This is a genomic window from Streptomyces sp. SID486 (assembly GCF_009865385.1).
GTDB lineage: Bacteria > Actinomycetota > Actinomycetes > Streptomycetales > Streptomycetaceae > Streptomyces.
In genome coordinates, this window is the sequence record NZ_WWJT01000632.1 from 1 (window position 1) to 12,962 (window position 12,962).

11 protein-coding genes are annotated in these 12,962 nt (G+C 71.1%); all 11 read right to left on the reverse strand.

What is annotated here, in order from left to right; translation table 11 throughout:
• A partial coding sequence (dxs, locus tag GT045_RS29115; RefSeq protein WP_161335999.1) for a 1-deoxy-D-xylulose-5-phosphate synthase occupies positions 1 to 1,299 on the reverse strand: 1,299 nt, incomplete at its 3' end.
• A gap of 31 nt (positions 1,300 to 1,330) precedes the next feature.
• Positions 1,331 to 2,464, reverse strand: a complete 1,134-nt coding sequence (gene ispG, locus GT045_RS29120) for a flavodoxin-dependent (E)-4-hydroxy-3-methylbut-2-enyl-diphosphate synthase (RefSeq protein ID WP_161336000.1) — start codon at positions 2,462 to 2,464, stop codon at positions 1,331 to 1,333.
• Between the two features lie 4 nt (positions 2,465 to 2,468).
• Positions 2,469 to 3,491 carry an adenosyl-hopene transferase HpnH gene (gene hpnH, locus GT045_RS29125; RefSeq protein WP_161297643.1) on the reverse strand — a complete coding sequence of 341 codons (1,023 nt, stop codon included), beginning with the start codon at positions 3,489 to 3,491 and terminating at the stop codon, positions 2,469 to 2,471.
• Between the two features lie 5 nt (positions 3,492 to 3,496).
• Positions 3,497 to 4,138, reverse strand: a complete 642-nt coding sequence (locus GT045_RS29130) for a 1-hydroxy-2-methyl-2-butenyl 4-diphosphate reductase (RefSeq protein WP_161297644.1) — start codon at positions 4,136 to 4,138, stop codon at positions 3,497 to 3,499.
• A 1-nt stretch (position 4,139) separates the two neighbouring features.
• Positions 4,140 to 6,170, reverse strand: coding sequence for a squalene--hopene cyclase (shc, locus tag GT045_RS29135; protein ID WP_161336001.1), 2,031 nt, complete (start codon positions 6,168 to 6,170; stop codon positions 4,140 to 4,142).
• Positions 6,171 to 6,287: 117 nt separating this feature from the next.
• Entirely contained in the window at positions 6,288 to 7,421 is a 1,134-nt protein-coding gene (locus tag GT045_RS29140; protein ID WP_161297646.1) for a polyprenyl synthetase family protein, read from the reverse strand.
• A complete protein-coding gene (hpnE, locus tag GT045_RS29145) occupies positions 7,421 to 8,848 on the reverse strand; it encodes a hydroxysqualene dehydroxylase HpnE (protein WP_161336002.1) in 1,428 nt (475 codons plus the stop codon). The genes GT045_RS29140 and hpnE overlap by 1 nt, the downstream gene beginning before the upstream one ends.
• A gap of 124 nt (positions 8,849 to 8,972) precedes the next feature.
• Complete coding sequence (hpnD, locus tag GT045_RS29150) at positions 8,973 to 9,935, reverse strand: presqualene diphosphate synthase HpnD (RefSeq protein ID WP_161297722.1); 963 nt, start codon at positions 9,933 to 9,935, stop codon at positions 8,973 to 8,975.
• Positions 9,932 to 10,828 (reverse strand): squalene synthase HpnC, encoded by an 897-nt coding sequence (gene hpnC / locus GT045_RS29155; RefSeq protein WP_161297723.1) that lies wholly within the window; start codon positions 10,826 to 10,828, stop codon positions 9,932 to 9,934. The genes hpnD and hpnC overlap by 4 nt, the downstream gene beginning before the upstream one ends.
• A gap of 359 nt (positions 10,829 to 11,187) precedes the next feature.
• Positions 11,188 to 11,976 (reverse strand): ABC transporter ATP-binding protein, encoded by a 789-nt coding sequence (locus tag GT045_RS29160; protein ID WP_161297724.1) that lies wholly within the window; start codon positions 11,974 to 11,976, stop codon positions 11,188 to 11,190.
• A complete protein-coding gene (locus GT045_RS29165; protein ID WP_161336003.1) occupies positions 11,969 to 12,898 on the reverse strand; it encodes an ABC transporter permease in 930 nt (309 codons plus the stop codon). The genes GT045_RS29160 and GT045_RS29165 overlap by 8 nt, the downstream gene beginning before the upstream one ends.
• Positions 12,899 to 12,962: the final 64 nt, after the last annotated feature.

A 12,962-nucleotide genomic window follows, 5' to 3' on the forward strand; every position in this document is an offset into this window, starting at 1 on the left:
GTCCCACATGCCGTTGTGGGAGGCGCCGTCGGTACCGGTGACACCGGCCCGGTCCAGCACGAAGGTCACCCCGCACCTGTGCAGGGCGACGTCCATCAACAGCTGGTCGAAGGCGCGGTTGAGGAAGGTGGCGTAGACGGCGACGACCGGGTGCAGCCCGCCGGTGGCCAGCCCGGCCGCGGAGACGGCCGCGTGCTGCTCGGCGATGCCCACGTCCCAGATCCGGTCCGGGAAGCGCTCGGCGAACGCGCCGAGTCCGACGGGGCGCAGCATGGCGGCCGTGATGGCGACGACGTCGTCCCGTTCCTCGCCGATGCGCACCATCTCCTCGCCGAACACCGAGGTCCAGGAAGGCCCCGCGGACGGGGTCAGCGGGGCGCAGGTCAGCGGGTCCATCACGCCGACGGCGTGGAAGTGGTCCTCCTCGTGTGCGAGGGCGGGCTCGTAGCCGCGTCCCTTGACGGTGAGGCAGTGGACGAGGACGGGACCGTGGAAGCGCTTCGCGCGGCGCAGCGCGGACTCGACGGCCTTGACGTCGTGCCCGTCGATCGGGCCGAGGTACTTCAGGCCCAGGTCCTCGAACATGCCCTGCGGCGCGAAGGCGTCCTTGAAGCCCTTCTTCGCGCCGTGCAGGGACTCGTAGAGGGTGCCGCCGACGACCGGGGCGCGCTGGAGCACCTCCTTGCCCCAGGCGAGGACCCGTTCGTAGCCGTCGGTGGTGCGCAGGGTGGACAGGTGGTTGGCGAGGCCGCCGATGGTGGGGGCGTACGAACGTTCGTTGTCGTTGACGACGATGATCAGCGGCCGGTCCTTGGCCGCGGCGATGTTGTTCAGCGCCTCCCAGGCCATGCCGCCGGTCAGCGCGCCGTCGCCGATGACCGCGACCACATGGCCCTTGTCCCCCCGCACCTGGTTGGCCTTGGCGAGCCCGTCGGCCCAGCCGAGGGCGGTGGAGGCGTGACTGTTCTCGATGACGTCGTGCTCGGACTCCTCGCGCGAGGGGTAGCCGGACAGTCCGCCCTTGCCGCGCAGTTTGGAGAAGTCCTGACGGCCGGTCAGCAGCTTGTGCACATAGCTCTGGTGGCCGGTGTCCCACAGGATGCGGTCGACCGGTGACTCGAAGACCCGGTGGAGTGCGACGGAGAGTTCCACCACACCCAGGTTGGGCCCGAGGTGTCCGCCGGTCCTGGACACCGCGTGCACCAGGAACTCACGTATCTCCTTGGACAGTTCGCCGAGTTCCGCCTCGGACAGCGCCTTCAGGTCGCGTGGTCCCCGGATGGTCTCCAGAATGGTCACGCTCGGGCCCCCTCTCGGTCCGTGCCTTGCCTCAACTCAACTGTTCTGCGGGGCTCGTCTGCTCGGCGAGCTTCATGGCCTCCTCGATGAGGGTCTCCACGATCTTCGACTCGGGTACGGTCTTGACGACCTCGCCCTTCACGAAGATCTGCCCCTTGCCGTTGCCCGAGGCAACCCCGAGGTCTGCCTCCCGCGCCTCCCCCGGGCCGTTGACCACACACCCCATCACCGCGACCCGGAGCGGCACTTCCACGCCGTCCAGGCCCGCGGTGACCTCCTCGGCGAGCTTGTACACGTCCACCTGGGCCCGGCCGCAGGACGGGCAGGAGACGATCTCCAGGCGCCGCTCCCGCAGCCCCAGGGACTGCAGGATCTGGATGCCGACCTTGACCTCCTCGGCGGGCGGGGCCGACAGGGAGACGCGGATGGTGTCCCCGATGCCCCGCGACAGCAGCGCCCCGAAGGCGACCGCCGACTTGATCGTGCCCTGGAACGCCGGGCCGGCCTCCGTGACCCCCAGGTGGAGGGGGTAGTCGCAGCTCTCGGCGAGCTGGCGGTACGCCTCGATCATCACGACCGGGTCGTTGTGCTTCACCGAGATCTTGATGTCCCGAAAGCCGTGCTCCTCGAAGAGGGACGCCTCCCACAGCGCCGACTCGACCAGCGCCTCGGGGGTCGCCCTGCCGTACTTCTGCAGCAGACGCCGGTCCAGGGAACCGGCGTTGACCCCGATCCGGACCGGCGTGCCGTGGTCCCTGGCGGCGCGGGCGATCTCCTTGACCTGGTCGTCGAACTTCTTGATGTTGCCCGGGTTCACGCGGACCGCCGCACAGCCGGCCTCGATCGCCGCGAAGACGTACTTCGGCTGGAAGTGGATGTCCGCGATCACCGGGATGCGGGACTTGCGGGCGATGGTCGCGAGGGCGTCCGCGTCGTCCTGCGTGGGGCAGGCGACGCGGACGATCTGGCAGCCGGACGCCGTGAGTTCGGCGATCTGCTGCAAGGTGGCGCCGATGTCGGAGGTGCGGGTCGTCGTCATCGACTGCACTGACACCGGTGCCCCGCCACCGACCGCGACCGGCCCGACGTGGATCTGCCGCGAGCCGCGCCGGGGCGCGACCGGACGGGCCGGCATCCCGGGGACGCCCAGGGGGACGGCGGTCATCGCGTCAGTCCCGGTTCCCGGAGACGGTCTCGCGCATCGCCCGCAGCGACTCCTTCAGGGAGCCCATGGTGGCGAGGACGGCGGTCGGCTCGTAGCCGCAGTGCGCCATGCAGTTGGCGCAGCGCGGGTCCTTGCCGCGGCCGTACTTGTCCCAGTCGGTCTCCTCGATGAGTTCGCGGTACGTCGGCACGTACCCGTCGCTCATCAGGTAGCAGGGGCGCTGCCAGCCGAAGAGCGAGTAGTTCGGGATCGCCCACGCGGTGCACGGGAAGTCGACCTTGCCCTCCAGGAAGTCCAGGAAGAGCGGGGAGTGGTTGAGCCGCCACTTCTTGCGGTTGCCGCCCGCGAAGGCTTTCTTGAACAGCTCGCGGGTCTGCTCGACACCGAGGAAGTGCTCCTGGTCGGGGGCCTTCTCGTAGGCGTAGGCGGGCGAGATCATCATCTCGTCGACCTTGAGGTCGTCGTTGAGGAAGTTGAGCACCTCGACGATGGTCTGCGGGGTGTCGGTGTTGAAGAAGGTGGAGTTGGTGGTCACGCGGAAGCCGCGCCGCTTGGCCTCCTTGATGGCCGCCACGGCCTCGTCGAACACGCCCTCCTTGGCCACGGACTCGTCGTGGCGCTCCCGCAGGCCGTCGATGTGCACGGCGAAGGCGAAGTAGGGAGAGGGCGTGAACTTGTCCATCTTCTTGCGCAGCAGCATCGCGTTGGTGCACAGGAAGACGTACTTCCGTTTCGCCACCAACTGCCGGACGATCTCGTCGATCTGCGGGTGCATCAGGGGTTCGCCGCCGGCGATGGACACCATGGGCGCACCGGACTCCAGCACCGCGCCCACGGCCTGGGCCACCGGCATGCGCTGCTTGAGCACACCCGCCGGGTGCTGGATCTTGCCGCAGCCCTCGCACTTCAGATTGCAGGCGAACAGCGGCTCCAGCTCGACGATCAGCGGGAACTTGTCCCGCTTGCGGAGCTTCTGTTCGGCCAGGTATGTAGCGACCTTGATGGACTGACGCAACGGCATGGCCATCTGGCTCACCTCCGGGGGAGCAGCAAAGAACGGTGCCATTCGAAAAATGCGGGAAGGATGGAACGGAGAACGCGAAAGGCTGTTATCCCACCGCGCACCGTGCCGATCCGGACGAGTTCGTGCTCTGGGGCGTCCACCACCACACGGACGGCCGCGACCGGCCGTTCGCCCGTGCGGACGGCGGCCAGGAGCGTGGCCGCCGACTCCATGTCCACCGCGATGGCGCCGGTGGCGAGCAGGTCGGACCGCTCGGGTCCCCGGACCACGTGGTCGGAGCCGGTGAGCGGACCGGTGTGGACGGTGCGTCCGGGCAGCAGGCGCACGAGTTCCTTGACGAGCAGTTCGGTACCCGCGCAGGAAACGGTCCTGCGCGGGTCCCGGGTCTCCTCGGCGACGACCAGGTCGCCGGGGTGCATCCCCGGGGCCAGCCCGGCGCAGAAGCCGGTGGCCAGCACCGCCGTGTCGGCCGGTGCCGGGCCGGCGAGCAGCCGGGTGACGGAGCGTTCCGCCGCGCGGGGCCCCATGCCCGTGCGGACGAAGGTCACCGGCCCGTCCGCCCCGCTCCTGTCACCGGTGCGCAGGGCGAGGTGCTCGATGCCGAGCGCGCAGGCGATCAGCAGCGGGGCCGGGGCGGGCTGGTTGCTCAATTCAGTCCCCCTCGGGCCGGGTCGGCGCCGGGCCGGCCGGGGCGAGCAGCTTGCGCTCGAAGGGGTCCCCGTGCAGGTACCGGCCGAGGGCGGTGAGCGGGAACACCTGCCGGTACAGGTGGTAGTTGATGGAGAAGTCCCAGGGGAAGCCGGTGCCGGTGAAGTACGGCTCGTCCCAGCTGCCGTCCTCCCGCTGGGTCTCGGCCAGCCACTGGACGCCCCGCTCGACGGCCCTGGAGCCCTTCTCCCCCGCCGCGAGCAGCGCCATCAGCGCCCACGCGGTCTGGGAGGCGGTGGAGGCGCCCCGGCCGCTCCACTCCTTGGCGTACTTGTAGGAGCGCAGGTCCTCGCCCCAGCCGCCGTCGTCGTTCTGGACGCGCTCCAGCCACGCCACGGCCCGCCGGATCGCCGGGTGCGAGCCGGGCAGTCCGGCGGCGGTGAGTGCGGGGACGACCGATCCGGTGCCGTAGAGGTAGTTGACGCCCCAGCGGCCGAACCACGAGCCGTCGGCCTCCTGTTCGGCGAGCAGCCAGTCGATGCCGCGCCGGGTGCGGGGGTCGTGGGCCAGGCCCTCGGCGGCGAGCATCTCCACGACGTGGGCGGTGACGTCGGCGGACGGCGGGTCGATGACCTCACCGAAGTCGCAGAACGGCAGCCGGTTCGGGAAGGGGCTGGTGTTGTCGACGTCGAAGGCGCCCCAGGCGCCGTTCTTCGACTGCATGCCGAGGTTCCAGCGGACGGCCCGCCCGATCGACCGGTCCACGCGCTCGGGGTCGTGGTGCCGGATCCGGCGCAGTGCGAGGGCGACCTCGGCGGTGTCGTCGATGTCGGGGTAGTTGTCGTTGTGGAACTCGAAGGCCCAGCCGCCGGGCGGGAGATGGGGCCGTCGTACGGCCCAGTCGCCGGGCCGGACGATCTCCTCGCCGAGCATCCAGTCGGCCGCCTTGACCAGCTGCGGATGGTCCACCGGCAGTCCGGCGTCCACCAGGGCGATGGCGGCCAGGCAGGTGTCCCACACCGGGGACTGGCACGCCTCGATCATCCGGGCGCCGTCCTCGCGCCAGACGGCGAACCGGTCCAGCGAGGCGAGGCCCTCGCGCAGCACCGGGTGCTCAAGGTCGTAACCGAGCAGGTGCAGGGCGATGACCGAGTACACCGCCGGGGGCTGGATGCCGCCCCAGCAGCCGTCGTTCTCCTGGCGTTCGATGATCCAGCGGGCCGCCGTGTTCATCGCGGCCCGGCGCAGCCGGCGCACGGCGACCTTGCGGTAGCCGCGGACAACCTTGTCGAGGCGCTGGAAGAGGCCGTCCCAGCTGGCCACGGGGGCGAGCGGCTGCGGCGGGTTCGGCTGGGCGGGGTCGGTGTGCAGCTCGTCCAGCGGGAAGGGCGCCGGGCGTACCGGGCGTTTGGCGGAGACGATCGTGAGCGGCACGATCGTCTGCCGCGCCCAGCAACCGAAGTTGTAGATGTTGAGCGGGAACCAGGTGGGGAAGTAGAGCAGTTCCGGGGGGAGTTCGGGCAGGTCCTCCCACTTCCACCAGCCGAACAGGGCGAGCCAGATCCGGGTGAAGACCCGGGCTGCGGCGATGCCGCCGCGCTCGCGGATCCAGGCGGAGGCCCGCGCCATGTGCGGGGCGTCGGGTACGTCGCCGGCCAGGCGCAGGGCGACGTACGCCTCGACGGTGGCGGACAGGTCGCCGGGTCCGCCGTAGAAGGTGGCCCAGGTGCCGTCCTCGCGCTGCTCGCCGCGGATGAACTTGGCGGCGGCCTGCGCGGTGTGTTCGTCCAGGATGCCCAGGAACTGGCGGAGCAGCAGATCTTCGGCGTCCATGGTGACGTTGGTCTCCAGGTCGCCCTTCCACCAGCCCTGGTTGTCCTGCGCGGCGAGCAGGAAGTCGGTGGCGCGTCGTGCGGCGCGAGCGGCGGCTTCTGGTACCCCGGCCGTCTCGGGGGTGGTGAGGGTGGTGTCGCTGGCCGCGGCAGCGCGGGGCGGCAGGGTCGCCCCGGTGCTTCCGTCGGTCGTCGCTGTCATGGCTTCCCCTTCGTGCAGTCGTGCGAGTCGTGCTGCTGTGGGTCCGCCGTCGGCCGGTGTCCGCAACGCCTGCGGCACCGGCCGGCGACTACGCGAGGCGTGTTCGGCCGATAGTGATCATCTCTTTCGTACGACGACGAAGTCGGCGAGCGCCGTGAAGGAGTCCCGCACCCGGTCGGGCATGTTCACGGCGTCGAGGGCCTCGATGGCGATGGTGTGCTGACGGCGCGCCTCCTCGGCCGTCCAGTCCCGGCCGCCGGCCTCCTCGATGAGGGCGGCGCGGGCCGCGAACTCCTCCTCGGAGAAGTTCTCGAAGTCGCTGCTCTTGGCGTCGGCGGCGAGGATCTCCCCGAGCTGTTCGGAGGCGGGGCCGCCGGCGGCGAGGGCGGCGACGACCGGCAGGGACTTCTTGCGTTGGCGCAGGTCGCTCCAGGTCTGCTTGCCGGTGGCCTCCGGGTCGCCCCAGATGCCGAGCAGGTCGTCCACGGCCTGGAAGGCGAGGCCGAGGTGGTAGCCGTATCGTTCCAGCGCGTCGGCGGTGGCGTCGTCGGCGCCGCCGAGGACCGCGCCGATGGAACAGGCGCAGGCGAGCAGGGCGCCGGTCTTGTTGCCTTCCATCTCCAGGCACTCCTCGACGCTGACGCGGTCGCGGTGCTCGTAGGAGATGTCCTGGGCCTGACCGTCGATCAGGGCGCGGGTGGCGGTCGTCAGCCGGCGGGTGGCCCGGCCGGCCTCGACCGTGCCGAGCTCCAGCAGGACCTCGTTGGCGAGGGCGAACAGGGCGTCGCCGACGAGGATGGCCTGGGCGGGGCCGTGCACCTTCCACACGGTGTCGCGGTGCCGGCGCTGCTCGTCGCCGTCCATCAGGTCGTCGTGCAGCAGCGAGAAGTTGTGCACGAGTTCGACGGCGACGGCGCCCGGGACGCCCGCCTCGGGTGCGGCACCGGTGACCTCGGCGGAGAGCACGGCGAGCGCGGGGCGGACGGCCTTGCCGCCGTCGCCGTCGGCGGGGTTGCCGGCCGCGTCGATCCAGCCGAAGTGGTAGGCGGCGACGGTGTCCATGGGCGGCGCGAGGCGGTCGACGGCCGTGCGCAGCACCGGTGTGGCCAGGGTCCGGCCGCGCTCCAGGAGCGCGGACACGTCCACCGCGGGCCTCCGAGCGGGCGTCGCGGCCGGGGGCACAGTGGGCACAGTCTCTCCTCTTGTTGCGGTACCGGGGGTGCGGGGGCCTGCCGCCTGCCGGTCGGGCATCAGGCCGCCTCCTCGAACTCGAAGAGGTGGCGGGGGCGGGGCCGGCCGAGGGCGCTGAGGGCGGCGTCGGCCGCGCTCACTCCGCTGCGGACCGCACCCTCCATGGTCGCGGGCCACCCCGTGGCGGTCCACGCTCCGGCCAGGTACAGGCCGCGGGCCTTGGTGCGGGCGCCGGGCCGCAGCCGTCCGACGCCGGGGGTGGGGGCGAACGTGGCCGTGCGCTCCCGGGTCACGAAGAAGTCCTGCACCTCGGCCGCGCGCGTCGCGGGGATCAGCCGTTCCAGCTCGGGCAGGTAGCGCTCGCGCAGGTCGGCGACCGGTGTGTCGATCTCGTCCCGCGCGGCCGACTGCGACAGCGCCAGGTACTGTCCCGCGCGCAGCCCGGAGGCGTGGGTGCGGTCGAACACCCACTGCACCGGCGTGCCCAGGGCCGAGAAGAAGGGCCGCGCGAGCACGCGGCGGTCGTAGACGACGTGGATGTTCAGGATCGGCGCGGTGTCGATCTCCAGCAGCCGACCGGGTGCGTCGAGGGCGCCGGGCGGCAGCAGTTCGTGGGTCTCGCGCTGGGGTACGGCGAGGACGACGGCGTCCGCGGAGAGCGTCTCGCCGGGAACCTGAACGCTCCAGGCCCCGTTCTCGTTGTAGGAGACGGAGGTGACGCGTGTACGGACCTCGGTACGCACGCCCGCGGAGTCGAGCGCCTTGCGGGCCAGCCGGTCGTGCAGTTCGCCCAGCGGGACGTGGGCCCAGCCGATGTCGGCCGCGCCCGGGTCGGACAGCAGACCGGTCTTGAACACCATCGCGGCGAGCCCCAGGGAGGCGTCGCCCGCGACCGCGTTGAGGGTGGCGACCCCGACCAGGTCCCACAGGGCTTCGACGGCACGCGGCGACTGGCCGTGCGCGGCCAGCCAGCTGCCGAAGTCCTGGGTGTCCAGGGCCGGATCGGTGAGGTCGAGCTTCTTCAGCGCGAGTGCGGCACGCCCGACGGACGCGCGTTCGGCGAGCGAGAGGTGCGGGTAGGTGGCCAGGCTGCGCCCCAGGTGGAGGGGGACGGGCAGCGGGTCGCGCCGCAGCCTGCCGAGCCGCCGGCCGGCGGGCCTCGCGACGTCGACGACGGGCACGTCCAGGCGGTCCTGCAGCGGTGCCAGCGCCGCGCCCTCGATCCGGTCGAGGAACCAGCGGTACGCGGTGCAGCAGCGCAGGTAGACGTGCTGGCCGTTGTCGACGGTCAGTTCGCCGCGCCGGAAGGAGAAGGCGAGGCCGCCCAGCCTGGGCCTGCCTTCGAGCAGGGTGACCCGGACGCCGGCGTCGGCGAGGGCGAGCGCCGCGGTGATCCCGGCGAGGCCGCCGCCGACCACGACCGCGCTGCGGCCCGCCGTCCGCGGTCCGCCGGCCTGCGCCCGTGCCGGGGGTGAGCCGTCGCTCATCGTGCGTCCTTCCGTGCGTGCCGAGCGTGCTGGTTGAACGGTGCACGCCCGGCCGTCGCAGTCAGGGACGCCACGCCGCAGCGCAGGGTTGCCTCCGGCGTGCCGTCCGCTCCGGCGTGGTCCATCAGGCGCGCCTCCTGACGGAGCGCCGGGAGACGTGGCGGCTGACGTGCCGGGTGTCGAGCCCGGACAGGCCGCGCACGGCGACGTAGGCCTTCTCATGCCCGGGGAGCGAGACCCGGCCGCGCAGCACGGCCTCCGGGTCGCGTTCGATGCGGTCCAGCAGCCTGCGGTAGATGCCGGCCATGGCGGCCACGCAGGCGCCGCTGCGCCGGTCGAGCATGGGCAGCAGCCGGTAGCCCTCGGCGAACAGGGCCCGGGCGCGCCGCACTTCGAAGTGGACGAGACCGGCGAAGTCGGAGCCCTCCGGCGGGGTCGGCGCGTGGAAGCCGGCCGAGCAGCCGAACTTGGCCAGGTCGTCCGCGGGCAGGTAGGTACGGCCGCCGGTCGCGTCCTCGCGGACGTCGCGGAGGATGTTGGTGAGCTGGAGTGCGAGGCCGAGCGTGTCGGCGTACTCGGCGGCGCGCTCGGCACCGCGTGTGCCGGGTTCGGTGCCGAACACGCCGAGCGAGAGGCGGCCGATGGCACCGGCGACGCAGCGGCAGTAGACCTTGAGGTCGTCCCAGGTCTCGTACGTCTCCCCGCGTACGTCCATCTGGACGCCGTCGATCAGCTCGTCGAGGCCGCCGAGGGGGATCGGGAAGGCGCGTGCGGCGTGGCCGAGGGCGACGGCGACCGGGTCGGTGTCGTCCTCCTCGACCTCGTCCTCGCGGATCCGGGTGAGCAGCGCCCGGGTGTCCTCCAGGCGCGCCAGCTTGACCTCGTCGGCGAGGTCGCCGTCGCCGATGTCGTCGACGCGCCGGGAGAACGCGTACAGCGCCGACATGGCGCGGCGCTTGGCCGTCGGCAGCAGCCGGATGCCGTACGCGAAGTTACGGGCCTGCTGCCCGGTCACGGCCTCGCAGTAGCTGTAGGCGGCGAGTACCGGTGCGGACGTGTGCGGAGCAGAATCCACGGCCCGGATCACCCCTCTCCTCGCAGGATCACGCCCGCCTCGCGCAGCAACTGGACCTTGCCGGGTCTGGGCGGGCCGGGAAGTACGTCGTATTCGGCGGCGGCGATCGCCCTGATCGCCGCCCTTCCCCCCGCCACGAACCCCGCGAGCAGCAGCTTGAGCCTGCCGTGGACGCTACCCACCAGGGGGGCGCCTTCATTCAGCAGACCGCGGGCGCGTTGTGCTTCGTATGCAACCAGGGCGCGCACCGATGCGCCTGTGGTTTTCGCGGCGAGGTCCGTTTCCCGGACGTGGAAACGTTTCATGTCCTCGGCGGGGAGGTAGATCCGGTCGCGGCCGAGGTCCTCGCCGACGTCCTGGAGGTGCTCCACGATCTGCAGGGCGGTGCAGATCGCGTCGGACAGCCGGATCCGTTCGGGGGTCGAGGTGCCGGTGACCGCGAGCACGAGGCGCCCGACGGGGTTGGCGGACAGTTCGCAGTAGGCGAGGAGGTCGTCGTAGGTCTCGTACCGGGTGACGAGCTGGTCCTGGCGGTTGGCGGCGATCAGCCCGAGGAAGGGTTCGGGGGTGAGGGCGCGGCGGCGGACGGTGGGCTGCAGGCGGCGCAGCAGCGGGTGGCCCGGCGTGCCGTCGAAGACGCGCCGCAGATCGGCCTCGAAGGCGTCGAGCAGGACCATCCGGTCCGCGGCCTCGGCGGGCGACACGCCGAGCAGGCGGGCGTCGGCGCCGCCGGGGGCGAGGTCGCCGTCGCCGATGTCGTCCACGAGGCGGGCGAAGCCGTAGACGGCCATGAGGTCGTCGCGCCAGGCCCTGGGCAGGAAGAAGGGGGCCACGGGGAAGTTCTCGCGCGCGGCCTTGTCCAGCGTGGCGCGTTCCGGGTCGGGCGCCGTGACGGTGCCCGTCATCGGGCGCTGCCCGGGGCGGGGACGGCACGTGCTGCGCTGAGCTGGGGAGTTTCCGTAGCCATTGCCGTCACATCTCCCGTTCTACACTGCCGACCCAATACACACTATTTCGGACACGCCGCCCCGCAATGCGCGAGGACACCCCCACGGAGGGCGGCGCGCGTTATCGCCCTACTTGCCGGTTTCCGGCACCGGTACAGCTTACGTTGTACAACGCAGCGCGGACCGTCGGGGTGTCCTGCACATCACAACAACACACCGATTGGCTCCAAGATTCCTTGCAGCGGCGCGAGTTGACGTTTCCTTTGCAGACGAAGGGCCCCGCCGGAGCATGCCGGCGGGGCCCTGGCCTGAACCGCTCACCTGGCCGTGAACTTCTCGTACTCCTTCAGGACCTCGTCGGTGGGTCCGTCCATCCGCAGTTCACCGCGCTCCAGCCACAGCACGCGGTTACAGGTGTCACGGATCGACTTGTTGTTGTGACTGACCAGAAAGACCGTTCCGGCCTCTTTGCGCAGTTCCCGGATGCGTTCCTCAGAACGCTTCTGGAACTTGCGGTCACCGGTGGCCAGCGCCTCGTCGATCATGAGGACGTCGTGGTCCTTGGCGGCGGCGATGGAGAAACGCAGCCGGGCCGCCATGCCCGACGAGTACGTCCGCATCGGCAGGGTGATGAAGTCACCCTTCTCGTTGATGCCGGAGAAGTCGACGATGTCCTGGTAGCGCTCCTTGATCTGCTCCCGGGTCATGCCCATGGCCAGACCGCCCAGAACGACGTTCCGCTCACCGGTGAGGTCGTTCATCAGGGCCGCGTTCACCCCGAGCAGGGAGGGCTGGCCGTCGGTGTAGACCTTGCCCTTCTCCGCGGGCAGCAGGCCGGCGATGGCGCGCAGCAGGGTGGACTTGCCGGAGCCGTTGGAGCCGATCAGCCCGATGGCCTCGCCGCGGTAGGCGACGAAGGACACGCCGCGCACGGCGTGCACCTTGCGCACTCCCCGCGCCGCGTCGTCGGAGCCCCGCTTGAGTATCCGGCTCAGGGCCGCCGCCGCGCTGCCCTTGCCGGTCCGCGCGCCGTTGACCCGGTAGACGATGTGGAGCTCGTCCGCGATGACCGTCGGACGCGGGTCCTGGATGTTCTGCTCAGCCACGGCCGTACCGCTCCTCCGCCTTCCAGAAGTACACGAAGCCGCCGGCGAAGACGGCCACCGCCCAGCACAGGGCGATCGCCCACACGTGCGGCGGCAGGTTCGAGGAACCGTAACCGTCGATCAGGGCGAACCGCATCAGGTCCATGTAGACCGCCGCCGGGTTCGCCTGGAGCAGCCGGACGATCCACTCGGAGTGCCCCTGCAGCATGTGGTTGATCGAGAACATGACACCGGAGGTGTACATCCAGGTCCGCAGGATGAACGGCATCAGCTGCGCGAGGTCGGGCGTCCTGGCGCCCATGCGGGCCACGATCAGCGCGAGGCCCGTGTTGAACAGGAACTGCAGCACCAGCGCCGGCACGATCAGCAGCCAGGACGCGCCCGGGTAGCTGCCGAAGCCGATGGCCACGATGAACATCACGATCATCGAGAAGAGCAGCTGCTGGAGCTGCTGCAGCGAGAACGAGATCGGCAGCGAGGCGCGCGGGAAGTGCAGCGCGCGCACCAGGCCGAGGTTGCCCGAGATGGCGCGGACGCCCGACATCACCGAGCTCTGGGTGAACGTGAACACGAACACGCCGGTGACCAGGAACGGGATGTACACGTCCCGGGACATGCCGCGGCTGGCGTGCAGGATCAGCCCGAAGATGAAGAAGTACACGGCGGCGTTCAGCAGCGGGGTGGCCACCTGCCAGAGCTGGCCGAGCTTGGCCTGGCTGTACTGGGCGGTCAGCTTTGCCTGGGAGAAGGCGAGGATGAAGTGGCGGCGCCCCCACAGCTGCCGGATGTACTCCACGAGCGAGGGCCGGGCGCCGCTCACGGCGAGCCCGTACTTCGCGGCCAGCTCGGCCGCCGTCAGTCCCGCGTCGGGTGACGGGGCCGCGGTCACCGCGACCGTGGCGTCGTGCGTGGTCTCACTCACAGGGGGAAACTTTCGTCTTCGGGTTCGTCTGCCGCGCGCCGCCCCGTCGGCGGACACGCGTTCT

Excerpts from the sequence above, each read along its gene's own strand:
- hpnH (WP_161297643.1), bottom strand. The coding sequence starts at position 3,491 with ATGGCCATGCCGTTGCGTCAGTCCATCAAGGTCGCTACATACCTGGCC.
- ispG (WP_161336000.1), bottom strand. The coding sequence starts at position 2,464 with ATGACCGCCGTCCCCCTGGGCGTCCCCGGGATGCCGGCCCGTCCGGTC.
- shc (WP_161336001.1), bottom strand. The coding sequence starts at position 6,170 with ATGACAGCGACGACCGACGGAAGCACCGGGGCGACCCTGCCGCCCCGC.
- hpnE (WP_161336002.1), bottom strand. The coding sequence starts at position 8,848 with ATGAGCGACGGCTCACCCCCGGCACGGGCGCAGGCCGGCGGACCGCGG.
- GT045_RS29140 (WP_161297646.1), bottom strand. The coding sequence starts at position 7,421 with ATGCCCGACCGGCAGGCGGCAGGCCCCCGCACCCCCGGTACCGCAACA.
- hpnC (WP_161297723.1), bottom strand. The coding sequence starts at position 10,828 with ATGACGGGCACCGTCACGGCGCCCGACCCGGAACGCGCCACGCTGGAC.